This window comes from Flavobacterium quisquiliarum (genome assembly GCF_019308285.1).
GTDB lineage: Bacteria > Bacteroidota > Bacteroidia > Flavobacteriales > Flavobacteriaceae > Flavobacterium > Flavobacterium quisquiliarum.
Genome location: NZ_WWEM01000022.1, coordinates 164,900 through 190,143, shown reverse-complemented (window position 1 = coordinate 190,143; position 25,244 = coordinate 164,900). Strand labels below are relative to the sequence as shown.

Below are 25,244 nucleotides of genomic sequence, written 5' to 3'. Positions count from 1 at the left end.
TTCCCTTTAAAACGCATATTCTGCTATGATTTTCTCTTTAATTATACCCGTGTATAATCGTCCAGATGAAGTTGATGAACTTTTGGAAAGTCTCACCAAATCTGATTATAATGAAGCTTTTGAAATTGTTCTTGTCGAAGATGGATCTTCAATACCATGCAGAGATGTAGTGATGAATTATCAAGGAAAATTAAATATATCATATTATTTTAAAGAAAATTCAGGGCCAGGAGATTCTAGGAATTTTGGAATGCAGAGAGCTAGAGGAGATTATTTTATCATTTTTGATTCTGATTGTATTATTCCGTCGAATTATTTGACTGAGGTTCGTAAAGAATTAGAAGGAGAATATGTAGATTGTTTTGGAGGTCCTGATAAAGCTTTAGACAGTTTTTCTAATATTCAGAAAGCAATCAATTTTGCTATGACTTCATTTCTTACTACGGGAGGAATTAGAGGAGGATCTGAGAAAATAACTAAATTTCAGCCACGTAGTTTTAATATGGGGATTTCAAAGAAAGCCTTTGAGGCTTCAAAAGGTTTTGGAAATATTCATCCAGGAGAAGATCCTGATTTATCAATACGTTTATGGAACTTAGGATTCGAAACTAGGCTCTTTTCTGAGGCTTATGTGTATCATAAAAGACGAATTGATTGGGGGAAATTCTCAATTCAAGTAAAGAAATTTGGTATCGCAAGACCCATTTTAAATAGCTGGTATCCAGAGCATAATAAGCTGACTTTCTTCTTTCCTAGCCTTTTTATCTTAGGTTTATTATTAGCTTTTTTATTGTTAATTTTTAATATTGATATTTTATTACAATTATATTTCGTATATTTCGTTATAATTTTTCTTACAGCAAGTGTTCAGAATAAAAGCATTAAGATTGGATATCTATCTGTAATAGCAGTTTGGAAACAATTCTACGGTTACGGAACAGGATTTTTAGAATCGTATGTAAAAATAATTCTATTGAAAAAGAAACCTCAAGAAGCTTTTCCACGTATGTTTTTTAAATTATAATAATGGCAAAAGTTATTGGCCTTACAGGAGGAATTGGCAGCGGTAAAACAACTGTTGCAAACTATTTTGAAGAAATGGGCGTTCCTGTTTATATAGCAGATGATGGAGCTAAAAGGGTAATGCAGTTAAAAGAGATTATTGAAGAGGTGAAAACTGCATTTGGCCAAAGCATTTTTGATGGAGATGTTTTAAATCGGGCGAAATTAGCTCAGATTGTTTTTAATGATAAAGAAGAATTAGCAAAATTAAATAGCATTGTACATCCAGCTGTAAAAAGAGATTTTGAATCTTGGATGCTGAAATACAAAAACTATGATTATGTTATTTACGAAGCAGCTATTTTGTTTGAGAGCGGACGTTATAAAGATTGTGATGTAATTATAACAGTTACTGCACCCGAAGAGGTGAGGATTGAACGAGTTATAAAACGCGATAAAACCACAAAAGAACAAGTTTTAAGCAGAATGAAAATGCAGTGGAATGATGAAAAACGAATTTCTAAGAGTAATTTCGTGATTAATAACAATAATCTTAAAGTTGCCAAGGAAGAAGTTGTTAAAATTCTTAAAATTTTAAAGATAAAACAAAATCAGTCTTAAATGTTAATATTTGGTTAATGTATTATTTAGTATATTGTTAAAATATTAATTTTGTTTCGATGAATAAATTATTTTTTAGAATACTTGTTTTGTTGATGAGTTTGTCCTTAATAGGGATAATTCTAGTTCAAGTATTTTGGTTCAATTCTTCGTTCAAGAATAATGAAGAACAATTTAAATACCACGTAACCCAAGTTATTGGGAATGTTGCTGATAAACTGGAAAAGCAGGAACAGTACAAATACTTTGTTGATTATAATAATTTAAAAAACAGTACAGGTAAAGAACCCAAAAAAGAAGACCTGCTGGAAGTTTATTACGTTCAGAGAAATAGTAAAACAAATAAAACAATTGTATATTCTAATACTTTATCCTCCGAAGATTATGGTATCAATAATTTGTTATTTAATAAAAAGTTCTCCAGCGACAGATTCAAAAGTTTCAATTCTAAGAGAGTAACTGAAATTTACAATAGTAACAGTATAATTGATCAAAATTCTTTAAATCAAAGTGTGATACCTGATATAAGAATTGAAAAATCAGGAACCTTGGAAATGCTTAGTAAAATGCAGAGGGATATTGCAGTAAAAGATTTTACTGACGTATTACCAATCGAAGAAAGGGTTAAAAAGGAAAAGTTACAAAGTTTACTAAAAAAAGAATTAGCAGAATACGGTGTTAAAACAAAGTTTGAATTCGGTGTCCTGAATAATGGCGTTCCAACAAAGATTAGATCAGATGGTTTTCATTATGATAAGAACGCAAGTTATCAAGTTCCTGTTTTTACTGATAATGAAGGAAATAGTAAATATGAATTGTACATAACTTTTCCAAATAAAAAGAAATTTTTATTATCTGAATTGTTAAGTATTACTATTTTATCGATAGTTTTTACATTAATTATAATTGTTGCTTACACGAGTGCATTAAATCAATTGTTGCGTCAAAAACATATTTCGGAAATCAAAACCGATTTCATAAACAATATGACGCATGAGTTTAAAACTCCAATTGCGACAATAAATTTAGCACTTGATGCTATTAGGAGTCCAAAAGTTATTGAAGATAAAGAGAAAGTTTATCGTTACCTTCAAATGATTCGGGATGAAAATAAAAGAATGCATGCTCAGGTTGAGAATGTACTTCGTATCTCTAAACTGGAAAAAAGAGAGCTTGATATTACAAAAGAACCAACTGTAGTTACAGATATAATTGATGATGCAATCGAGCATGTAAACTTAATATTAGAAGACAGACAAGGTACAGTCGAAAGGCATTATGATGCTGCAAGAACGACAGTTTTGATAAATGAAGTTCATTTCACCAATGTATTGGTAAATATTTTAGAAAATGCCATAAAATATTCTCCAGACACCCCTAAAATTGAGGTCTTTACAGAGAATGTAAAAGATATGATTCTGATAAAAGTTAGGGATCATGGGTTGGGAATGAGTAAGATAGCTCAAAAGCGAGTTTTTGAAAAGTTCTATAGAGAACATACAGGAGATTTGCACAACGTAAAAGGCCACGGTTTAGGTTTGGCCTATGTAAAAAGAATTGTAGAAGACCATAATGGTCAAGTATATGTAGAAAGCGAGAAAGGAAAGGGTAGCACCTTTATAATAAAAATACCATTAATAAATTAAAATATGGAAAATACTAACAAAAGAATACTTTTAGTAGAAGATGACCTAAATTTTGGGGCGGTTCTTAAAGATTATCTAATGTTAAATGACTTTGAAGTTACTTTAGCTAAAAACGGTATGGAAGGTTTCGAAAAATTCAAGAAGGATGTATACGATTTATGTATTCTTGATGTAATGATGCCTTATAAAGATGGTTACACTTTGGCCAAAGAAATTAGAGAGAAGAACAGTGAAGTGCCAATTATCTTTTTAACAGCAAAATCTATGAAAGAAGATGTGTTAAAAGGGTATAAAGCTGGCGCAGATGACTATTTAAATAAACCTTTTGATTCAGAAGTTCTTTTAATGAAGATTAAAGCAATCATTCAAAGAAAATCTGCTGATACAAAGGCAGAACAAGTACAATTCGAATTTAATATTGGTAAATTCCACTTAAATTCAAAACTTAGATTCTTGACTTATCAAGATGAAGAGCCTATTAAATTGTCTCCAAAAGAAAATGAATTGCTTAAAATGCTTATTCTTCATGAAAATGACTTAATGCCAAGAGAATTAGCTTTAACAAAAATCTGGAGAGATGACAACTACTTTACTTCAAGAAGTATGGACGTTTACATTGCCAAATTGAGAAAATATTTGAAAGCAGATGAAGATGTTGAAATCTTAAACATCCATGGAGAAGGATTCAGATTAGTAGTAAAAAGCAAAGTCACTGAATAATTGAAAATTCACTTAAAATGATATAGGCTCTGAGAAATCAGAGCTTTTTTTTTGTGCTTTTTATTTAAATTTTTTCACTGCTTTTTTGAGAGTGAAATCATGTTTAATGTTTTGTTTATTAGTTGCTTATTTTTTTTGATTCTGTTTGGTTTTTTTAATTTTAAAATTATTTTGAAGAATTTTCTTTAAAATAAATTTGGAAAATCAAAAAACAATTCACAATATTTGCAGACGAAAAAAATAATAACCCTTTAAAAACGAAGAAAAATGTTTGTACTTACATCGACATCACAAAGCTTCACACCAAACGGATTTGGTGCAGCAATTCTTCGTGGCTTATTTCAATCTTAGAAATACATTTTTTAGCTATATAAAAAAGCCCGAAGACATTTAGTTTCGGGCTTTTTTTATTCTAGACACTTCAAATTTTCCCGAAAACCGATTTTATTTATTTATCCGTCAAGGATAAAATGTTTAAGCCTATCTGGCTGTTAACTTAATACATTATAATTTTTTAATGGAAAATTATACGGTAGAGGAGTATGCTTTGTGTACTCGTTTTAAAAGTAAAAGAAGGAAAAAAAGATTAATAAAGAAAGATTTTGATAAACAATTAATTCATTTAAGAAAGCTTGAAGTTGAACTTTGGAACAAACGCAGGAATTTACCATTAGTTCCTTTGCAAGTTCCTTATCAAAAAGGATGGCAGCGTAATTTCAAGTTAAGAGATGATGTTGCACGATCTGCAGAAGCTGAATTTTACAAAGAATTATTGACAAAAATTAATACATGGCAGTTTTCTTCCGAAAAATCTTTTAAGAGAAAGAAAAAAAGAAAAAGCAGACATGTTTATGTTGAAAAGATTCAGACTGTAAAAGAATTTTCAGAATGGGAATGGAAAAGTCCAAAATTAGAATTGACTGAAAAAGAAAAAGTACATTTTTATAAGCGCGAACGTTGGTGCAGTAACTTTAAAAGATATAAAGTGCATTATGTATTTAATGAGCCTTGGCGATATGTACTTCGCGTTAGTCCTTATATGATAACACATACTAGGATGGTAGATTCATATTTAGAAAGTGAAATTCAAGTTGTTGAAAATTATATTGTTAATCAGAATCTAAGAAATAAAATAAACAAATTAGTAGACGGTTTCTCTCGAAGCTGGAGTTATTATGATTATGAAAATCCAAAAGAGAAAAACCCCATTAAAAATATGAGTCTGCATGCTTTGTATCAGCAATATGCAGACGAAATGATAGAAAATCATGGGAAATAAATTATCCGGAAAAGACCTGATTAAATTGGGTTTTCCAAAGAACAATTCAATAAATATAGCCTTAGGGCAAATAAACAGATATAGAAAAAGAGAAAAAAAAGAATCTATTCTAACAGAAGCAAAAGACGTTCTATTACATCCTGAAAAATATGAAGGAAACGGAACTTGGGGAAAGGTAGCTGAAGGTTTGATTAAGCCTGTTCAAGTAAGAATGCATCAGCTTAAAAATACTAGAGCACCTTTTAAAATTTTCGGAGAAAATGAAATCGATGATCAGGCAAAATTTCAATTGTATGATTCATTAAAACTGCCAATTTCAGTTGCTGGAGCCTTAATGCCGGATGCGCATTCAGGTTATGGATTACCAATTGGAGGAGTTCTAGCGACAGATAATGCTGTAATTCCGTATGGAGTTGGAGTTGATATCGGTTGCCGAATGAGCCTTTCGATTTTTGATTTGCCAGCTTCTCATTTTAAAGGAAAAGAAGATCAGTTGGAAGCAATTTTAAAAGACAATACAAAGTTCGGAATGTATGAAACGCACGCTTCTCGTGTCGATCATGAGGTGTTTTACAATAGCGGATTTCAGGATATTCCGTTATTGAAAAATCTTCTTCCAAAAGCCTATAAACAATTAGGAACTTCAGGCGGAGGGAATCATTTTGTAGAATTTGGAATTGCCAAAATTGATAATCCTGAGAACGAATGGAAATTGGAAAAAGGTGAATATTTTGCAGTTCTTTCTCATAGCGGTTCACGTGGATTGGGCGCAAACATTGCGAAGCATTACACGTATTTGGCAACAAAGCAGTGTCCGTTACCAAAAAATGTACAGCATTTAGCCTGGTTGGATTTGAATACGCACGATGGTCAGGAATATTGGCTGGCGATGAATTTAGCAGGAGAATATGCTAAAGCTTGTCACGACGATATTCACAGAAGAATTGCCAAAGCAATTGGAAAAAGGGTAGTGGTAACAATTGAAAATCACCACAATTTTGCTTGGAAAGAAATGGTTAACGGTCAGGAATGTATTGTGCACAGAAAAGGTGCAACGCCAGCAGGAGAAGGGCAATTAGGAATTATTCCGGGTTCGATGACTGCTCCAGGTTTTATTGTAAAAGGTAAAGGAAATGCCGAAAGCCTTAATTCTGCTTCGCACGGCGCGGGACGTTTGTTTTCGAGAGCCAAATGTAAAAGTACTTTTACACAAAGTGAAATCAAAAAGGTTTTGAAAGCCAATGATGTAACCTTGATAGGAGGAAATATTGACGAAGCGCCAATGGCCTACAAAGACATTACAAAAGTGATGGCAAACCAAACGGATTTAGTGGAGGTTTTAGGAACGTTTACGCCTAAAATTGTTAGAATGGATCGTTAAAAAGTAAAAGATTATGGAAAGGTTTCAAGATGAAAATAAATGGCTGGGACATTTTTATAACGAGATTTTCGTGAAATGTCCAAAATGTGAATCTAAAGGAGTTTTGAAAGAAATTCCTAGAAATTGTGAATGCGGAAAATGTACTACAATGACTTTTGAATGCAAATCCTGTTTTCATAAGATTGACGAACCAGTTTATCAGTACAAAGCACTTGGAAAGCATTACTGTAGTAATTGTTATGAAAAATTTGATTATGAGTCTCAGATTTTCAAAGAAAGACCAGAAATGTATCAGGTTAAATGTCCGCATTGCAGTTTTAACGAGGAAATAAAACCTGCGATTTTGAGAACTAGAAAAGAACCGCAAAAAGATGGTTTGGTAAGAGAACCTTGGCACAATTTGCAGCTTTGGTTTCAAAAAGAAGTCAGAGGAAATGTTTTTTGGGTTTATAATCAGGAACATTTAGTGTACTTGGAAAAATACATTAAAGCTGATTTAAGAGAGAGAAATAATAATGGAAGCGGTAATGGGACGATGGTTTCACGACTTCCAAAATTTATTAAAGAAGCAAAAAACAGAGGAAAGCTTCTTAAAATATTAGAAAAATGGAAAGAATAATTCAGATAACAGCGGGTCGCGGGCCTGCAGAATGCACTTGGGTTGTCGCCCAAGTGCTTAAAAAAGTTTTGGAAGAAGCTGAAGACCAGAATTTAGATGTGGTTTTATTGCAAAGAGAAAAAGGAGAAGAAAACGGAACGATAGAAACTGCATCGATTGCTGTAAAAGGAAATAATGCTGATCAGTTTGTGAATTCATGGGTTGGAACGATTCAATGGATTGGCCAGAGCCAGTTTAGGAAAATGCACAAACGTAAAAACTGGTTTATTGGGATTTTTGAAATTGAACAACAGAAAAATACATCGGTTTCAGAAAGTGATATTCAATATCAGGCTATGAGAAGTTCCGGAGCAGGCGGTCAGCATGTAAATAAAGTCAGTTCGGCAATTCGGGCAACACATATTCCAACTGGAATTGCGGTTGTTTCTATGGATAGCCGTTCCCAGCATCAAAACAAAAAACTGGCAACAGAAAGATTATTAAAAAAACTAGAAGACGAAAAACTAGTTCAGCTTAAAAATCACGTTGGGAAACAATGGGAAAACCAACTCAATGTAGAGCGCGGAAATCCAGTGAGAGTTTTTACGGGAAGTGATTTTAAAAAGAACAAAGTAGAGAAAAGTTATAAAGGAACTCGTCAGAAATTAAAAAACGATTTACGCAATGAAAACAACTGATAAATACCTTTTTCAAGCCTTGGATAATTATCCGTTTTGGTTGGAAGGAACAATAGAATCTTTAGATTATGCTTTTTCTTATGATGATAAAAATACAATGGTTTTGTGTTTGTATGGAAGAATTCAGGCAGAACAATTGATGAACTATGAAGAAGCGAAATCTTATTTTCAGCAGGCTTTATCGATTAATATTCATGCTCTTGAAGTGTATCCGTATTATTTAAAAACTTTGATTTTAAATGAAGATTATGAAGAAGCTCGAAAGCTCATTGATTTTGCCTTAACGGTAAAAGGAATCAATAAATCCGAGATTTATGTCAAGAAAGCCATTCTTTTAGAAGCGCAAAATGAGTTTAAAAAGGCTTTAAAAGAAATTAAAAATGCTAAACTTCATTCGTTGCAATTTAATTATGAATCTGATATTTCAGATGTTGAGAAGAGAATTGACAATAAAATTGATTTGCTTAAAAAGAAGAAAAAGAAAACTAAAAAAGATTCTAAAAAGAAATCGAAATGATTTTGATAAAAAAAACGATGCAATTTGCATCGTTTTTTTATTGATTCCACTTTCCTGCAAGGTTTCCAAAACCTTGTAGGTATAAAATATTAGAGTTTAAATAACAAACCTACAAGGTTTTGAAAACCTTGCAGGAAAGAAATTGCGATTTACTTCCAATGCAATTCCAAAGCAAAACACGTTTTTTCGTCTTTTGTAATACTGAATGTTGCTGTTGTGTGATCTTCATCTTCGCTTTCGTGAATTACAACATTATCTTGTAGTGAAAGTTCTTTCATGAAGTTCATTTCGAAGCTTTTAACTTCTTGTTTCATAATTCTTTTTGGATCAACATGATCCAAACACCATTCCAGATATTTTACGTTATTTACGTGATTTACAATGTCTAAATCAGATAAATAAACTGTTTTTTCAAAAACGGCTTCTTTTTCGTGGTTGATGTTTATTTTAGAAAAACCTTCTTCTGTTGCTCTGTTTTCAGGGAACAATTCGAAATGTTCATAAGGTAAAGCTAAGGCTTCTGGACGACGTGCTTGTGTGTTGAAAACTGCCCAATACGTTTCGCATCCTATTATTTTTTTTCCATTAACGTACATTTCCAACGCACGAACTGAACGTGAATTTTCTAAACTGTTAATCCAAGTTTTTACGGTTACAACATCCTGCCATTTTGGTAAAGCATGAACTTCAACACGCATTCGGCTTAAAACCCAGGCTTGATGAAATTCCTGCATATCATAAAAACTAATTCCGCCAACTTCTGAATGCGCCGCTGCGGTTAATTGCAAAATATTACACAAATCGGTATATTTTAAAAAACCTGTTGGTGTGCATTGTGTGAAATTGATTTCCCAGTCTTTGCTTAAAACTGATGTAAAATTGGGAGATATTGGCATTTTTTAATTTTAGATTTTAGAGTGTTGATTTTAGATTTTTCCTTTGGAAAGCAGAAGAAAGATGAAAGAAAAAAGACTTTTATTTTAGAAGATTTTCTATGTAATTTATGATTTCTTTTCTATCTGTTGCGTAATCAAACCATTTGGTGTTTTCGTTTCGTTTGAACCATGTTAATTGTCTTTTGGAAAATCTTCTGGTGTTTTTTTTGATTTCTTCTATCGCAAAAGGCAATGTGAATTCTCCGTCAAAATAACTAAATAATTCTCTATACCCAACGGTTTGAAGTGCATTTAACGCTTTGTTAGGATAAAGTAATTTGGCTTCTTCTAACAAACCTTCGTTCATCATGATGTCAACGCGTTGATTGATTCGGCTGTAAATTGTTTCTCTATCGGCATCTAAACCAATTAGAATAGGAGTGAAGTCTCTATTATTTTTCTTTTGATTTAAAAACGAAGAATACGGTTTTTGCGCACCGATACAAACTTCTACAAAACGCATCATTCGTTGCGGGTTTTGTAAAGTCTGCGGGTTTTCTAAAGCTATTTTTTGATAATATTCGGGATCTAAACTTTTCAATTGTTCTTGAAGATAGTCGATTCCGATTTTTTCGTAGTTTGAATTTACTTCAGAACGAACACTTGGATCTATTTCTGGAAATTCATCGAATCCTTTTAAAATGGCATCGACATATAATCCTGAACCGCCTATGAGAATGACAAAATCATTGGATTGAAATAATTCTTCGATTTTGGCTAAAGCTTCTTTTTCGTAATCGCCAACAGTATAATTTTCAAAAATGGATTTATTTTGAATGAAATGATGTTTAGCCGAGTTTAATTCTTCCTGATTTGGAACTGCGGTTCCGATGGTCATCTCTTTGAAAAACTGACGGCTGTCGCAAGAAACGATTTCGCATTTAAAATGCTGTGCCAAAGCAATACTCAAGGCTGTTTTGCCTATAGCTGTTGGGCCGACAATGGTTATTAGGTACTTCATAGTTTTTAGCCCAGATGGAAATGGAAACCCCGGACTTATATTTGTTAAATTTTTTTGGTATAAAAGAGCGACCAACGGAAGCTCCTTTTATGCCTTAAAAAATTACAAATATAAGGAGGAGTTGGAATGTACAGCTGGATTAGCTTCTAAAATTAATTATTTGGCAGTTCCGTTCCACATTCGTAACAATATTTAGCATTGTCAAAATGAACTTGAGACTGGCATTTTCTACATGTTTTTTTGCCACTTACAGTGCTGTTTTTCAGACTGCTTTTGGCAAATTCGGCAGTAACAATTCCTGTTGGAACGGCGATGATTCCGTAACCTAAAATCATGACAAATGCTGCAATAAATTGTCCAAGCGGTGTTTGTGGCGAAATATCTCCGTAACCTACTGTTGTTAAAGTTACTATTGTCCAGTAAATTCCCATGGGAATGCTTGTAAATCCTGATTCTCGGCCTTCTACCAGATACATTATTGTACCGATGATAACGGTGCTGATTAGGACAAAATAAATGAAAACCAGAATTTTTTCTTTGCTGGCTTCTATTGCTTCTTTTAATTGTAACGATTGATGGTTGATTTGCGGAATATGCAAAATTTTGAATAATCGAAGAAAACGTAATGCCCTTACGATTGATAAAATACTTGCGCCAGGCAAAAATATAGACAAATACATGGGCAAAACAGCAAGCAAATCGATGATTCCGTAAAAGCTGAAGATGTATTTAACAGGTTTTTGAATGGAGATAATTCTTAAAATATATTCGATGGTAAAAAAGACTGTGATTACCCATTCGCAGATCAGAAGCTGGTAATGATATTTGGAACTGATTCCTTGTACAGTGTCAAGCATTATTAATAAAACGCTCAATAAAATCAAACCTAATAATACTAAATCGAACATTCGTCCTAATATGGTATTGGTGCCATACAGAATGATTTTTACTTTTTCTCTGAAGATTTCGTATTGTGATTTTTTGTTTTTCATATCCTTAAAGATAATGAAAGTTTGGTTTTGTTAAAAATGAAGTATTTTTAGCGATTTGCTTTTACGGATATAGCTTTGAATGATATTTTTCACATCACGATTGTGTTGCATCGGTACCAAAATATTTTTTAAGATCTCAATATTAGTAATTTGATAATTCAGATCATAATAAGCGTAACCTTTGTAGATTCCATCTTCGATCAGGACTGCACTTCGTTCGTTTACATTTCTTCCTCTGTCTATCAGAATCATGCTTTTGTTTTCAAAACTGTTTTCTGAAATGAATTGCTGTACTCTTAAATTGTAAACTTCTGGAGTCACTTCGCCTATGCAAGCGCCGTCACATTCTTTGATTTTATATTGAAAACACTCTTTTTTGGTTTGATATAAACCTGTCAGTTTTTGACATAAATGATATTTTGCCGTGAATTTAAAGAGTGCATTTTTGCCTTCTTGTAAAGAAGTAAAAGAGGTGATTTCTTTTTTACGTCCGTCTGCTTTCTCCAGTTTTAAGTTGATGTAACCATCTGAATCTTTTTCGGCATATAAAGCAACAGGAAAAACTGATTTTTTCTGAGATCGATTGTATCTAGGACGATTTACTTTTACTTCCTGACTTTCTTTTAAAAGCGCTATTAACTCGCTTCCGGTTTCGTCATAGGTAATCGTAAAAACTTCAGCTTGAATTCTTTTGCTCTTTGTAGTGATTCCTGTAAAGTGCTGATTGACTCTTTTTTTGATGTTTTGGCTTTTGCCAATGTAAATTAAAGTTCTGTCTTCTTTATAGATATAATAAACTCCAGTTTTAGCTGGCATTTGATTTAAAAGATCTAAAAATTTTGGAGAAATTCCTTTTTCTACTTCGAGTTTTATAAAATCTTTTACGATAGTTTTTTCGACATCTTTTTCCAAAAGCATTTTAAACAGCTTAGTGGTAGCCATAGCATCTCCGCTGGCGCGATGTCTGTCGGCCATCGGAATTCCAAGTGAACGAACGAGTTTTCCTAAACTGTAAGATGGTTGTTCTGGAATTAATTTCTTAGCTAATTCTACTGTACAAAGTGTTTTAGCTTCGAAATCGTAGCCTAGACGTCTAAATTCTGTACGAAGGATTCTATAGTCAAATGATGCATTATGAGCCACGATAACACAATCGGAAGTAATTTCTATGATACGCTTGGCAACTTCGTAAAACTTTGGCGCTGATTGTAGCATAGCATTATTGATTCCAGTCAGTTTTACTACGAAGGGCTGAATCGGAATTTCAGGATTGACAAGGCTGATGAATTGATCAACTACTTCATGCCCATCAAATTTGTAGATAGCGATTTCGGTAATTCCCTCTTCATTAAATTGTCCCCCAGTGGTTTCTATGTCAAGTATTGCGTACAAATTAAGTATTCAGTCTCAGTTTTTAGTATTCAGTTTTTGTAAAGACGTACTTCAATGCGTCTTTACGGCAGGTATTAACGACCTCCAAAAATGCTGCTTCCAATTCTTACCATTGTGCTTCCGCATTCTATAGCTAATTGATAATCTCCTGACATTCCCATCGATATAGTGTTCAGACTGCAGTTTTCAGTTTTCAGCTCTTTTATCGAATCAAAAATCGATTTTAAATGGGTAAATTCTTTTTTAATTTGGTTTTGGTCTTCTGTGAAGGTTGCCATTCCCATTAAACCTAAGATACGAATATTTTTCAACTCTTTGAACTGCGAAGAAGTTAAAAGTTCATTTAATTCATTTTCGTCCAAACCAAATTTGGATTCTTCTTCAGCAATATAAATTTGAAGAAGACAGTCTATGGTTCTATTATTTTTTAATGCTTGTTTGTTGATTTCCTGTAATAATTTCAAGCTGTCAACACCGTGTATCAAAGTGACATAAGGTGCCATAAATTTGACTTTATTGGATTGAACGTGACCAATCATATGCCATTGAATATCTTTTGGCATTTGTTCCCATTTCTCCGTCATTTCCTGAATTTTGTTTTCTCCAAATATGCGCTGTCCTGTTTCGTAGGCTTGTATCAAGTCTGAGACAGGTTTTGTTTTTGAAACGGCAACAAGAGTTACGTGTTCAGGTAAAGTTGCTTTAATTGTATTTAAGTTTGATGCTATTGACATTTTTCTATTTTCTCTTGGATTCTCATTAAATATAATTTTTCATCGAGTATAATTTTTTCTCCTTTATATTTTTTAAATTCATTGAATATCTCAAGAATTTGTTCATCTGAAAATGTTCGAAATGCATTTATAATATAACTGTTATCTTTTGTTTTTAGTTTTATGTAAAAAGTTACACTGCACAAACCTGACCGAGATGGATTGCCCTTAGCTTCAATTTTAATCTCTTTTAAAGGAATTACTTTTTCCCATTCTTTATTAAAAATTTCTCCTTCTAATTTGATGTTACTTTCATTAAGAGTTACTTTATTAATAATACTTTTGAATGTATTTATTGTTACTATTATGAATAAGACTATCAGAACTAACTCGAGAAAATAGGCATAATATTTTAGACTTTCGACATTAAAAAAAACAGAAAGTATGAATGAAAAAAATATAAATACAAATAAAAAAGAAAAAGGTTTTTCGCTAAATATTCTAGCTTTTAAATTTTTATATTCTCCTTCAAATGTAATCATAATCTTAGATGAAAAGTAATTATACTTTGGAAGCGGAAATACTAAATAAACTGCTTCGAAATTTTCTCTGCCTTTTTGCTTTCGCTATAATCATAAAAACCTTCGCCGGATTTTACTCCCAATTTTCCAGCTCTAACCATATTTACTAAAAGTGGGCAAGGAGCATATTTTGGGTTTTTGAATCCGTCGTACATTACATTTAGAATGGCAAGACAAACATCAAGTCCAATAAAATCAGCTAATTGTAATGGTCCCATTGGGTGTCCCATTCCTAATTTCATAACCGTATCAATTTCGTAAACTCCAGCAACACCATTGTATAACGTTTCGATTGCTTCGTTTAGCATCGGCATTAAAATTCTGTTTGCTACGAAACCTGGATAATCGTTTACTTCAACAGGAACTTTACCTAATTTTTCAGATAAATCCATGATGATTTTCGTTACTTCGTCACTTGTATTGTATCCGCGAATGATTTCAACCAATTTCATAATCGGCACCGGATTCATAAAGTGCATTCCGATAACGCGCTCAGGATGTGCTACAACAGCTCCAATTTGCGTAATGGAGATTGAAGAAGTGTTGGTAGCTAAAATCGTATTATGAGAACAGTATTCGTTTAATTGTTTGAAAATGTTCAGTTTTAATTCTACATTTTCTGTTGCTGCTTCGACAACTAAATCTACACCAACAACTCCATCTTTAATATCAGTATACGTTATAATATTGGTAATTGTTTTAGCAACATCTTCTTGGGTAATTGTTCCTTTTGCAAGCATACGTTCTAAATTGCCTGCAATAGTTGCCATTCCTTTATCTAATGATTTTTCTGAAACGTCGATTAATTTTACGGTAAAACCGCTTTGTGCAAAGGTATGAGCAATTCCGTTACCCATTGTTCCTGCACCAATTACAGCTATTGTTTTCATTTTTTTCTAGATATTTTTTTATGATTTAGCCACGAAATCACCAATTAATTCGTGAATTCGTGGCTAATTATTTTGTTTTTTTTCTAATTATTTATCGAAGCACTCAATAATTTGGTATGCTACACGCAATGCGTCTGTTGCTTGTTCAAGTGTTACAACTGGAGTTGTATTGTTGTTTATTGCATCGGCAAACGAATTTAACTCGTCTAAGATTGCATTATTTTGTTCTACATCTGGATTAGTGAAATAGATTTGTTTTTTAACGCCTTCTGCATTCTGCAAAATCATATCAAAATCTCCGGGAACTTCTGGTGCATCTTTCATGCGAACTACTTCGCATTTTTTTTCTAAAAAGTCAACTGAAATATAAGCATCTTTTTGAAAGAAACGTGATTTACGCATGTTTTTCAGTGAAATTCTGCTGGCAGTTAAATTAGCGACACAGCCATTTTCAAATTCGATTCTGGCATTTGCAATATCTGGAGTTTCACTGATAACTGAAACACCACTAGCGTTTATGTTTTTCACCTTTGAGTTGACAACACTTAAAATCGCATCAATATCATGAATCATTAAATCCAAAACCACAGGAACATCAGTACCACGCGGATTAAACTCTGCCAAACGATGTGTTTCTATAAACATCGGGTTTTCAATCATTTCTTTTGTGGCTATAAAAGCTGGGTTAAAACGCTCTACGTGACCTACTTGTCCTTTTACGTTGTATTCATTTGCTAAAGCAATAATTTCTTCAGCTTCTTCAACCGTATTGGCGATTGGTTTTTCAATAAAGATATGTTTTCCTGATTTGATGGCAACTTTGGCGCATTTGTAGTGCGAAAGCGTAGGAGTAACAATGTCAATCACGTCGACAGCGTGAATAAGTTTTGCAATTGTGCTGAAATTTTTATAGCCAAATTCTTTTGAGATTCTTTCGGCATTTTCTTGATTTTCGTCGTAAAATCCAACTAATTCGTATTTGTCAGATTGTTGTAATAAGCGTAAATGTATTTTACCAAGATGACCAGCACCTAAAACTCCTACTTTTAACATGAGAATGTATTTTAAACAAAAATATAATTTATTTGTTTACCGTGAAAATGAATTTAGGTAATTGTGAGTTGTTGGTTGTGAGTTATTGGTTGTTGGTCGTTTATTGTTTGTTGTTGGTTGCTTCTTTCATTTTGTAGTTTTTTCAGCCTGAACGAAGTTTAAGAGCCGTGGTTAGGAAAAGGACTTCGACTATGCTCGGTCTGATAAATAATGGCTTTTGTTTTCGACTTTTGACTTTACATTTTTATTATTTAAAAATCAATATTTGAAATCCTGTTTTCTTTCTTATTTTTGCGAAAATAAAACCTACCCATTTTGAAAGACACTGCCAAACATCAAGGACTTCGTAATCAATTAGTAACCACTTTAGAGCAAAAAGGAATTACTGATAAAGCAGTTCTGGATGCGATAAAAAAAATCCCAAGACACCTTTTTTTGAATTCTAGTTTTGAAGATTTCGCTTATCAGGATAAGGCTTTTCCTATTGGCGCAGGCCAAACTATTTCGCAGCCTTACACTGTTGCATTTCAATCTCAGTTGTTAGAAGTGCAGAAAGAACATAAAGTTTTGGAAATTGGAACAGGTTCCGGATATCAGACAGCGGTTTTGTTTCATCTTGGAGCAAAAGTTTATACAGTAGAGAGACAAAAAGAATTGTTTAAACAGACTTCTATTTTGTTTCCAAAATTAAATATCCGTCCAAAACATGTTTCTTTTGGAGACGGTTATAAAGGATTACCAAATTTTGCGCCTTTTGACAGTATTATAGTTACAGCAGGTGCACCGTTTATTCCGCAGCCATTAATGGCTCAGCTGAAAATAGGAGGAAGGCTTGTTATTCCTTTGGGAGAAGATGTTCAGATTATGACTTTACTAATTAGAAAGAACGAAACGCAATTCGAAAAACATGAGTTTGGAGAGTTTCGATTTGTTCCTTTGTTGGAAGATAAAAATTAATGAGAAAGCCCGTTTTAAACGGGCTTTTTTATTGGGTAAGAACTGAAATATATCTTTCCAGACTTTCTTTTTCTTTTTGAGCGATAAACAGAAAAAAATCTTCTTTGTCTTTTTTAGTTTGAGCAATTTCTAAAGACTGGTAATATTGCATACGAGTTTCGTAATCACCTTTAATATTTGCAATAGGATAGCCTTTTTGCATTAAAATTAAATTCATAATTAATCGTGAAGTTCTTCCGTTTCCATCAATAAAAGGATGAATTGTCGCTAAGCGCTCGTGCATTTCTGCCGCTAAAATAATTGGATGTAGTTTATTTTTATTGATTTCATACCAAACAAAATATTCATCCATTTCCTGCGGAACGATTAAAGGTTGTGGAGGCATGTGACTGCTTCCCTGAATCATAACCTGAACTTTTCTGTAACGTCCGGCATCTTCCGGAATAATTCCTCGTAAAATTAGATTATGAATAGATAAAAGATCTCGTTCGTTTAAAGAGTTGTTTTTATTCATTAAATCTTTAATAAAACCAATTGCTTCCTGATGATTTATAGCTTCAAGATGTTCCCGCATGCTTTTCCCAGAAATTGTCAAACCTTCATTGATGACCATATCTGTTTCACGAAGTGTCATTGTATTACCTTCAATTCTATTGCTTTCAAAAGTATATTCTAATTCTAAGGCCTGTTTTATTTTAAAGCTGTCATACTGACGATAAGAATCTAATTTTTCTTTTAAGGCATCAATTTCTTTTAGGATTTTCTCTAAAGAAGTAGATAATTTAAGATTTGAAACTGTTTTGTTGTATTTGATTTCATCTTCAGCAACTTTTAAAGCTTTCAAAGCAAATTCTTCATGACCAATTTCATAAAGAATCTTTTCCTTGAGCCACGCAATCATTAAAGTTTCATAATCAATTTCTAAAAGCTGAGACAGCTTAATAACCTGTTCTTTGGTGGGTTTTCTGGTTCCCGATTCAAATTTACTAATTAAAGCTTGATCAATATCCGCAAGTTGTGCTAATTCACGAGTTTTTAAACCTTTTTGCTCCCTAGCATTTTTTAGAAGTGATTTCATTTAATGAAAAATTTTGTCTTGACAAATTTAGTCAATTTTTATGATGTAAAAAAAGCAACAAATTAAATGTTGCTTTTTTGGATTTTATTTTGGAGGTAAAGAACCGTCTTTTCTCATTTCTTTTACTACAGCCTGCATAATAGCATCTACTGTTTGTCCTAAATCTGTTACGTATTGTGATTCTGTGGTTCCCGTCCAAATCAGTTTGTTTTCCTTTAATGAAAAGATATTCGTTTCCACCATATAAGATGTAGTTTCCTGATAATAACCCGGATCGTAAAAGTTTGGAGAATACATGCCATACCAATTTCCAAAACCATAACCGTACATTCCAGTGTACATTCCGTCGAAACCTCCGTAATACATTCCGGTGTAAGTTCCAGGAACATAAGTTGTTTCCTTTTCTTTGCTCACAAGTCTCATAGTTATAACTCCGTCAAAATTTTCATCTTGAAGAATTTTCAATTTTTGTTCTTTTGTAAGATCTTTGGTGGTTTCGTTTAAGTATTGATAAGAAGTTTTAAAAATGGGATTACCAGCGGCGATCCTATTTTCTGTAACTCTTCTGGATGCTTCATCTTTGACTAAAGCAACAACTAAAACCTTTTTAAAATTTTCCTGAGCAACAGTAATTTTTGGATCTCTCCAGCTGTTTACAATTGAAGTATTACTGCCGCAACTTGAAAATATAACTACAACAAAAAATAAGAGTAAAGACTTTTTCATATTTTACAGTTAAATTGGTTATAAGTAAAAATAACGATAAAATATTAATAATTAGGGGTTTGTGTAAAATAAAAAAGCTTTTAATTAAAAGCTTTTTTAATACGATCTAAATCTCGTTTGGTATCTTGTTCTTTTAAAGACTCTCTCTTATCATAGTTTTTCTTTCCTCTGCAAAGACCAATCTGCAATTTTGCTAAACCTTTTTCATTGGTAAATAATTTCAGAGGAACAATAGTAAGTCCTTTTGCCTGCACATTTTTATGAAGTGTTTTTAATTCTTTTTTATTCAAAAGTAATTTTCGCTCACTTCTGGATTTATGGTTGAATTGATTTCCAAAAGAATATTCTTCGATATAAGTATTAATTGCAAAAAGTTCCATGCCACTGAATTCGCAAAAGCTTTCTGTGATATTGGCTTTTCCTAAACGTATAGATTTGATTTCGGTACCTGCTAGAACAATTCCTGCAGTATAGGTCTCGATTATTTCATAATCAAATCGGGCTCTTTTATTTAATATATTGACTGATTTTAACATGTGTGCAAATGTAAGACAAAATTGAAAAACTTACGCCGGCTAAGATAATTAAAGTTTTATTCTAATCTATGATTTTAATCATCCACAGCAAAAATGCTTCCTTTTAAGTTTGTCTCATAATTTCAAAAACAAATTTAATAATGAAAAAAATTGTAACGTTAGTGAGTATCGTACTAATTAGTTTATCAGCAAAGGCTCAAGAGTCAAGTCAAGGTTTAAAAGGTGCTTGGTTTGTAACTTCTCAATTTGGTTATCAACAAACAAAAACGGCAGATGCTAAAAATACCACTTTATCTGTATTGCCAATTGTTGGAACATTTGTAACACCATCTGTTGCAGTTGGAGCAGCTGTAGGATATATCAATGTAAAAGCTGATTCTGATGCAGGAACAGCGGCAAAAACAGATTTAATTGTAGCACAACCATTAGTTAGAAAATACTGGAATGTTGCTGGTTCACTTTATTTCTTTGGTCAATTAGCTGTGCCTATTATTTCAGGAAAAGAAAAAGAAAGTGAACTAAAAGTAAATCAAATTGGCGTTTCTATGTCAGGAGGATTTGATTATTTTGTAACTAAAAATTTCTCTGTTGAGTTTTCTTATGACTTAGCTAATTTCACATCAACTACAATCGATCCTAAAACTGGAGACAAAACCACGGTAACTAATTTTGGTTTGGCGCATGTAGCCAATGTAGATCCGTTTTACAATACTGCTTTAGCTGGAAGTAATCCTAATCTAACTTCACCCGTTTCTGTCGGATTCAAATTCGTATTCTAATTTATTCTTTATTTGATTACTGTAAAATTCAATTTAGTAATTTTGCAAAAGAAAAGACCGTACTTTTTTACAGTACGGTCTTTTTGATATAATTTAAAAAGAATAATAAAATGCAAAATCAATCTAAAGATCCTTTACACGGAATAACGCTTCAAAAAATTGTAGAATCCTTAGTAGATTATTATGGTTTTGATACTTTAGGAGAATTAATTCCAGTTAAATGTTTCAATTCCAATCCAAGTGTAAAATCTAGTCTAACTTTTTTAAGAAAAACAGATTGGGCGAGAAAAAAAGTGGAAGAGCTTTATATTAAGACACTTCCTAAGTTATAATTTATATGAAATCATAACTCCTCCACGATATGGAAGCCATTCACCGCTTTTATTATAATTAGGTGCTTTTTCATATCTGCCTGGAGTTCCGTCGTTGTAGTAACCGTGATAGAATCCTTGGTGCCAACCGCCTCCAACAAAAAAGTCAAGTACGAATTTATCGTTTAGTTTTAAGTTGTAACCTACTGTAGCTCCAATTCTGTAACCAAAACCATCTTCGTATTGATTTGTATCCCAGTAATTCCATTTTTGTAATTCATATTTGTCAGCACCTATATGTGCTCCAACATAGAATCCGTTGTATTTTTCTTTAAAGTGGTAACGAACTTCTGGAGTTACAGTGATGAATTTCATTGGATGATTGCCGTTAAATGATTCCCAAAAAGAAGCCATCACATCTGCGCTAAAGGTTGTCTTTTCTCCAATGCTAGTTTCAATTCCAATATTTGGTATTGCAAGTAAAGCAGTTGCTCCATTGAATTTGATAAAAGTCTGGCTTTGTAATTGAATTGATAGAAGAAGAACAATAAGGGCAAATAATTTTTTCATGGTATTTTTTAATCGCAGAGAATAATTTTTTCGGCACAAATATAACGTAAGTAAATCGTTACTATTGCTGATTAACCTAGTTTTAACAAGATTATTTTTTGTCAGAATTGAAGGCTGTATTTAGTTGTCTAACAATGAGTAGATTACTTTGTCTAGAAATTTACCATCATAGAAATCAGATTCTTTAAAATGGGCTTCTTTAACAAAACCACATTTTTGCAAAACTTTTTCAGAAGCATAATTTTCAGGATCAATTACGGCTTCAATAGAATGTAGTTTTAAATCTTCAAAGCCATATTTTACAAGTCGTTTTACTGCTTCAGGAACAAATCCTTTTCCATGGAATTCAGGCAAAATCATATAGCCAATTTCGGCTCTATAATTTTCTGGCTGTAATCTGTAAAATCCTATGAAACCAAATAATTTTGAATCATCTTTAAGTCTTATTGCCCAGTTGATTCCTTTATTGGTTTCAATTGTCTCTTTGATGATTCTAATATGTTCCAATGCATCATCCGTGTTTTTGGCTAAAGGTCTCGGAATATATCTCATTATCTCAGGATTAGAACGTAAGGCGAAAATTTCGTTTACATCTTCTTCTGTAATTCTATTTAGCAACAGGCGTTCCGTTTCGATAATTGGAAAAGATGAAAAATCAAATTCTAACATACTAAACTGTATTATAATATTGTTATACTAAATTTTACGGAGATTTTTTTGTTTTCGTCTAAAATCAAAATACCTTCTTTTTTATATAAATCTCCTGTATTCTCATCAGTATCAGAATAGCCTAACCAAGGTTCGATACAAATAAAAGGTGCATTTTCTTTTGTCCATATACCTAAACTCGGAAAATCTTTATAGTCAACTTTTACATATGGTTTTGAATTCTTTAAAATGTTCAATGATTTTGAATCTAATGTTTTGAAAATTAAAGCATCATTCTTAAAAAGATCATAATTTAAAGAGACTTCATTGTTTACTGTTTTTAAAACTTTAGTCTTAGATGAAATTAAATCATTTTCAAGCAAGTAATATTTAAGTTCTTCTTCTTTTTCAAATTGAAGAGCATAATCTTCAAAATTACCTGGCAATGCAATTGCAGGATGTGCACCAATTGAAAAAGGCATTTTTTCGTTACTGTTATTGGTGATTTTATATTCTAAATTCAAAGAATTTTCAGTAAGTGTATAAATAAGCTGTAATTCAAATTCGAAAGGATATTTTTTTAAGGTTTCTTCAGAAGACTTTAGAGAGAAAATAGCTTTGTTTTCAGTCTTTTCTATCAATTCAAACTCCATATCGCGAGCAAAACCATGTCTTGGCAATTGATATTCTTTTTCCTTAATAATGTAAGTGTTATTTTTTAATGTCCCAACAATAGGAAAAAGAACAGGAGAGTGTTTGCCCCAAAAATCTGGATTCCCTTCCCAGATATATTCGTTGTTTTGATTGTCTTTTATGGAAAAAAGCTCAGCTCCTGCATGTTTGATGGAAGCGCTTAGTTTTGAATTTGAAATAGTTGTAGTCAAAATATCAAGTATAAAATGATTGTTTTTTTAAGGTGATGTAAATATATTTTATAAAATTTAGTTTTCTTAGAAAATGAACCAAATTATTTTATTAATAAAATTTTGCTAAAATTGAATATATGTTTGGAAATTTCTCTGTCAATAGCTTTTTTTTTCATTAATTTGCTACATAAACAGCTAAAAAATATGAAAAAGCAATGTGCAAAAGCCATTTTAACCGCGGCTTTATTTTTTGGGATTTCATCTATGTGGGCGCAGCAAACTCCGTCAGCAACAGTAGTAAATCCAGTTAATAATTATAATTATCATGATGCGTTTGGTCCACATTTTTACACCAAAAACGGAACATCTACACGTACAGCGAGCGGTCAGCCCGGAATTGAATACTGGCAGAACAGAGCTGATTACCAAATCACAGCAAAATTAAACGGAACTACAAATGAGATTGTAGGGACAGATGAAATTACATACACTAATAATAGTCCAGATAAATTAGGTTTTTTATGGCTGAATTTAGATCAGAATTTATTTAAGGAAGATTCTAGAGGAAACGCTGTTGTACCATTAACAGGAAGCCGTAACGGAGCTCAAGGTCAAGTTTTTGATGGTGGAAATAAAATTAAATCAGTAAAAGTAATTTCTGGAGGAAAAAATAAAACAGAAGTTGAAGCAAAATATGTTGTTACAGATACCAGAATGCAGGTTTTTCTTCCACAAGAGTTGGCAGCAAAAGGAGGTTCTGTAAAAATTAAAATCGAATTTTCATTCATTGCTCCTTTTGAAGGATCAGACAGGATGGGAGTTTTGGAAACTAAAAACGGAAAAATCTTTACAATTGCACAATGGTACCCACGTATGTGTGTGTATGACGATGTAAGAGGTTGGAATACAGCTCCGTATTTAGGAGCTTCTGAGTTTTACTTAGAATATGGAGATTTTGATGTGAAATTGACCGTTCCTGGAAATCATTATGTGGTAGCTTCTGGAGAATTGATTAATGGTCAGGAAGTATTTTCTGCAGATCAATTAAAGAAATACAAAGACGCATCTAATAGTGATCAGACAATAACAATTCGTTCTGCTGAAGAGGTTGCTGCAACGGCAAATGCAAACGCTGGAACAGAAAAAACTTGGCATTATAAAATTAAAAACGCACGTGATTTTTCTTGGGCATCATCTCCTGCCTTTATCTTAGATGGAGCTAAGATTAATCTTCCAAGTGGTAAAAAATCGTTAGCATTATCTGCTTATCCAGTTGAAAGTGCAGGAAGAGATGGTTATGGGCGTTCTACAGAATATGTAAAAGCTTCTATCGAACATTATTCTAAACAATGGTTCGAATATCCTTATCCAGCGGCGACAAACGTTGCAGGAAATGAAGGAGGAATGGAATATCCAGGAATCGTTTTCTGCGGATGGAAATCTAAAGGAGCAGATTTATGGGGAGTTACAGATCACGAATTTGGCCACATTTGGTTCCCAATGATTGTAGGTTCAAACGAAAGATTATTTGGATGGATGGATGAAGGTTTTAATACTTTTATCAACTCATTAAGTACTGCTGCTTTTAATAATGGTGAGTACAAAGAGCCTGCTGCTAATTTACATGAAGAAGCAGAATCTTTTACCCGTCCTGATCTAGAAACAATTATGAGTTCTCCAGATAATATGAAAGAGGCTAATATTGGAATGTTATGCTACTTTAAGCCAAGTGCTGGATTAATTATTTTAAGAGAACAGATTTTAGGAAAAGAGCGTTTTGATACTGCTTTCAGAACTTACATTAATCGTTGGGCTTACAAACATCCACAACCAGATGATTTCTTTAGATCTATGGAAAATGTGGCTGGAGAAGATTTAAGCTGGTTTTGGAGAAGTTGGTATGTAAACAACTGGCGATTTGATCAAGGAATCAATTCTGTTATGTATGTAAAAAATGATCCAGCAAAAGGAGCTATAATTACAGTAGAGAATTTTGATAAAATGCCAATGCCGATTGTCTTAGATGTTAAAACAAAAAGCGGAAAAGTAACAAGAGTTAATCTTCCTGTAGAAATTTGGCAGCGTAATAACAGCTGGTCTTTCAAACATAATTCTACAGAAGAAATTACGAGCATCACTTTGGATCCAGATAATGCTTTCCCAGATAATAATGAGTCTAATAATGTTTGGACAGCTGGAAAAAGCAAATTGGAAAAAGATATTATTTTAGATGCATATTTAGGTAATTATGTTACTTCGAAATCTCCTTTGACTATTGAAATGACAGAGAAAAATAGCGTTTTGAGTGCAGAACTTCCAAACTATCCTAAATTCTCTTTGTCTCCTGTTACGGGTGAAAAAGATACATTTGAATCACAAAGAGCAGGATTGAAATTTAAATTTAACGAAGCAAAAACAGGTTTTGATATGATTATTTTAGGAAATAATCAGGTAATTCCTTTTACAAAGAAGTAAAATTTTAAAATATAAATTGCTTATAACCCGATAATTAATCATAATTATCGGGTTTTGTTTTTTATAGAGATTAACAAAACGCAAAAAAAATGTTAGAATTTTAATTTTTTGTTTTGTAAATAAAAAAAAGATGTACTTTTGCACCGATGAATAAAATAAGTTTACATATAACTTCTTTGTCACGGACAAACTCACCGATTACTTCTCCCGAAGTACGGACACTAGCTCTATAGTGTTCACTGAGTTTTATAGCCGTATATTTATTCATATCCATTTTTCATTTTGAAATCACATAATTTGTCCATAGGACAAACATATC

General features: G+C 32.5%; 28 protein-coding genes. 13 read left to right on the top strand and 15 right to left on the bottom strand.

The features are described from left to right. Positions 1-25 precede the first annotated feature (25 nt). The 9 genes from GSY47_RS10895 to GSY47_RS10855 all read left to right on the top strand — a co-directional run bounded on the left by GSY47_RS10895 (position 26) and on the right by GSY47_RS10855 (position 8,462). Positions 26-1,024 (top strand): glycosyltransferase, encoded by a 999-nt coding sequence (locus tag GSY47_RS10895; protein WP_179003363.1) that lies wholly within the window; start codon positions 26-28, stop codon positions 1,022-1,024. Positions 1,025-1,026: 2 nt separating this feature from the next. Next, the gene (coaE, locus tag GSY47_RS10890) at positions 1,027-1,623 is read left to right on the top strand and encodes a dephospho-CoA kinase (protein WP_179003364.1); all 597 of its coding nucleotides are present in this window, start codon (positions 1,027-1,029) and stop codon (positions 1,621-1,623) included. Positions 1,624-1,682: 59 nt separating this feature from the next. Then, positions 1,683-3,269, top strand: a complete 1,587-nt coding sequence (locus GSY47_RS10885; protein WP_179003365.1) for a sensor histidine kinase — start codon at positions 1,683-1,685, stop codon at positions 3,267-3,269. Between the two features lie 3 nt (positions 3,270-3,272). Then, complete coding sequence (locus GSY47_RS10880; protein ID WP_111290216.1) at positions 3,273-3,989, top strand: response regulator transcription factor; 717 nt, start codon at positions 3,273-3,275, stop codon at positions 3,987-3,989. Between the two features lie 517 nt (positions 3,990-4,506). After that, positions 4,507-5,268, top strand: coding sequence for a hypothetical protein (locus GSY47_RS10875; protein ID WP_179003366.1), 762 nt, complete (start codon positions 4,507-4,509; stop codon positions 5,266-5,268). Continuing rightward, positions 5,258-6,649 (top strand): RtcB family protein, encoded by a 1,392-nt coding sequence (locus GSY47_RS10870; protein ID WP_179003367.1) that lies wholly within the window; start codon positions 5,258-5,260, stop codon positions 6,647-6,649. Before GSY47_RS10875 ends, GSY47_RS10870 begins: the two co-directional genes overlap by 11 nt. Positions 6,650-6,662: 13 nt before the next feature. Next, the gene (locus GSY47_RS10865) at positions 6,663-7,268 is read left to right on the top strand and encodes a hypothetical protein (RefSeq protein ID WP_179003368.1); all 606 of its coding nucleotides are present in this window, start codon (positions 6,663-6,665) and stop codon (positions 7,266-7,268) included. Next, positions 7,256-7,945, top strand: a complete 690-nt coding sequence (gene prfH, locus GSY47_RS10860; RefSeq protein ID WP_179003369.1) for a peptide chain release factor H — start codon at positions 7,256-7,258, stop codon at positions 7,943-7,945. Before GSY47_RS10865 ends, prfH begins: the two co-directional genes overlap by 13 nt. After that, a complete protein-coding gene (locus GSY47_RS10855; protein ID WP_179003370.1) occupies positions 7,932-8,462 on the top strand; it encodes a hypothetical protein in 531 nt (176 codons plus the stop codon). Before prfH ends, GSY47_RS10855 begins: the two co-directional genes overlap by 14 nt. Positions 8,463-8,611: 149 nt before the next feature. Here GSY47_RS10855 and GSY47_RS10850 read toward each other — a convergent pair whose 3' ends face one another. The 8 genes from GSY47_RS10850 to GSY47_RS10815 all read right to left on the bottom strand — a co-directional run bounded on the left by GSY47_RS10850 (position 8,612) and on the right by GSY47_RS10815 (position 15,979). Then, on the bottom strand, positions 8,612-9,358 hold the full coding sequence (locus GSY47_RS10850; protein ID WP_179003371.1) for an acyl-[acyl-carrier-protein] thioesterase: 747 nt from the start codon (positions 9,356-9,358) through the stop codon (positions 8,612-8,614). Positions 9,359-9,437: 79 nt separating this feature from the next. Further along, positions 9,438-10,358, bottom strand: coding sequence for a tRNA (adenosine(37)-N6)-dimethylallyltransferase MiaA (gene miaA, locus GSY47_RS10845; RefSeq protein ID WP_179003372.1), 921 nt, complete (start codon positions 10,356-10,358; stop codon positions 9,438-9,440). A 152-nt stretch (positions 10,359-10,510) separates the two neighbouring features. After that, positions 10,511-11,350, bottom strand: a complete 840-nt coding sequence (locus tag GSY47_RS10840; protein ID WP_179003373.1) for an ion transporter — start codon at positions 11,348-11,350, stop codon at positions 10,511-10,513. A 30-nt stretch (positions 11,351-11,380) separates the two neighbouring features. Further along, entirely contained in the window at positions 11,381-12,742 is a 1,362-nt protein-coding gene (locus GSY47_RS10835) for an exonuclease domain-containing protein (RefSeq protein ID WP_179003374.1), read from the bottom strand. Positions 12,743-12,816: 74 nt separating this feature from the next. Beyond that, positions 12,817-13,476 (bottom strand): YggS family pyridoxal phosphate-dependent enzyme, encoded by a 660-nt coding sequence (locus tag GSY47_RS10830; RefSeq protein WP_179003375.1) that lies wholly within the window; start codon positions 13,474-13,476, stop codon positions 12,817-12,819. Further along, complete coding sequence (locus GSY47_RS10825) at positions 13,467-13,997, bottom strand: hypothetical protein (protein WP_179003376.1); 531 nt, start codon at positions 13,995-13,997, stop codon at positions 13,467-13,469. The genes GSY47_RS10830 and GSY47_RS10825 overlap by 10 nt, the downstream gene beginning before the upstream one ends. Before the next feature lie 41 nt (positions 13,998-14,038). After that, the gene (locus GSY47_RS10820; RefSeq protein ID WP_179003377.1) at positions 14,039-14,926 is read right to left on the bottom strand and encodes a 3-hydroxyacyl-CoA dehydrogenase family protein; all 888 of its coding nucleotides are present in this window, start codon (positions 14,924-14,926) and stop codon (positions 14,039-14,041) included. Between the two features lie 87 nt (positions 14,927-15,013). Then, positions 15,014-15,979 carry a Gfo/Idh/MocA family protein gene (locus GSY47_RS10815; protein WP_179003378.1) on the bottom strand — a complete coding sequence of 322 codons (966 nt, stop codon included), beginning with the start codon at positions 15,977-15,979 and terminating at the stop codon, positions 15,014-15,016. 315 nt (positions 15,980-16,294) lie between these two features. Between GSY47_RS10815 and GSY47_RS10810 the strand changes: the two genes are divergently transcribed. Next, the gene (locus tag GSY47_RS10810; RefSeq protein ID WP_179003379.1) at positions 16,295-16,936 is read left to right on the top strand and encodes a protein-L-isoaspartate(D-aspartate) O-methyltransferase; all 642 of its coding nucleotides are present in this window, start codon (positions 16,295-16,297) and stop codon (positions 16,934-16,936) included. A gap of 28 nt (positions 16,937-16,964) precedes the next feature. Here GSY47_RS10810 and GSY47_RS10805 read toward each other — a convergent pair whose 3' ends face one another. The 3 genes from GSY47_RS10805 to smpB all read right to left on the bottom strand — a co-directional run bounded on the left by GSY47_RS10805 (position 16,965) and on the right by smpB (position 19,276). Further along, positions 16,965-18,014, bottom strand: coding sequence for a Fic family protein (locus GSY47_RS10805; RefSeq protein WP_219071259.1), 1,050 nt, complete (start codon positions 18,012-18,014; stop codon positions 16,965-16,967). Positions 18,015-18,098: 84 nt separating this feature from the next. Continuing rightward, a complete protein-coding gene (locus GSY47_RS10800; protein WP_179003381.1) occupies positions 18,099-18,740 on the bottom strand; it encodes a hypothetical protein in 642 nt (213 codons plus the stop codon). A gap of 80 nt (positions 18,741-18,820) precedes the next feature. Then, entirely contained in the window at positions 18,821-19,276 is a 456-nt protein-coding gene (gene smpB / locus GSY47_RS10795; protein ID WP_179003382.1) for an SsrA-binding protein SmpB, read from the bottom strand. Positions 19,277-19,416: 140 nt separating this feature from the next. Here smpB and GSY47_RS10790 point away from each other — a divergent pair, with 140 nt between their 5' ends. Together GSY47_RS10790 and GSY47_RS10785 are read left to right on the top strand one after the other, a co-directional pair. Beyond that, a complete protein-coding gene (locus GSY47_RS10790; RefSeq protein ID WP_179003383.1) occupies positions 19,417-20,055 on the top strand; it encodes an outer membrane beta-barrel protein in 639 nt (212 codons plus the stop codon). 110 nt (positions 20,056-20,165) lie between these two features. Further along, positions 20,166-20,387: a VF530 family protein gene (locus GSY47_RS10785; protein WP_179003384.1), complete on the top strand. Its 222-nt coding sequence runs from the start codon at positions 20,166-20,168 to the stop codon at positions 20,385-20,387. On the opposite strand, the gene GSY47_RS10780 is transcribed toward GSY47_RS10785, so the two are convergent. The 3 genes from GSY47_RS10780 to GSY47_RS10770 form a co-directional block, all read right to left on the bottom strand. Further along, positions 20,382-20,936, bottom strand: coding sequence for a DUF3575 domain-containing protein (locus GSY47_RS10780; RefSeq protein ID WP_179003385.1), 555 nt, complete (start codon positions 20,934-20,936; stop codon positions 20,382-20,384). The genes GSY47_RS10785 and GSY47_RS10780 overlap by 6 nt on opposite strands. A 120-nt stretch (positions 20,937-21,056) precedes the next feature. Then, positions 21,057-21,605 (bottom strand): GNAT family N-acetyltransferase, encoded by a 549-nt coding sequence (locus tag GSY47_RS10775; protein WP_179003386.1) that lies wholly within the window; start codon positions 21,603-21,605, stop codon positions 21,057-21,059. An 11-nt stretch (positions 21,606-21,616) separates the two neighbouring features. Continuing rightward, on the bottom strand, positions 21,617-22,468 hold the full coding sequence (locus GSY47_RS10770) for an aldose 1-epimerase family protein (protein ID WP_179003387.1): 852 nt from the start codon (positions 22,466-22,468) through the stop codon (positions 21,617-21,619). 186 nt (positions 22,469-22,654) lie between these two features. Here GSY47_RS10770 and GSY47_RS10765 point away from each other — a divergent pair, with 186 nt between their 5' ends. Then, on the top strand, positions 22,655-24,925 hold the full coding sequence (locus GSY47_RS10765; RefSeq protein ID WP_179003388.1) for a M1 family metallopeptidase: 2,271 nt from the start codon (positions 22,655-22,657) through the stop codon (positions 24,923-24,925). A 100-nt stretch (positions 24,926-25,025) separates the two neighbouring features. On the opposite strand, the gene GSY47_RS10760 is transcribed toward GSY47_RS10765, so the two are convergent. Then, a complete protein-coding gene (locus tag GSY47_RS10760) occupies positions 25,026-25,193 on the bottom strand; it encodes a hypothetical protein (protein ID WP_167398317.1) in 168 nt (55 codons plus the stop codon). Between the last annotated feature and the right edge of the window lie 51 nt (positions 25,194-25,244).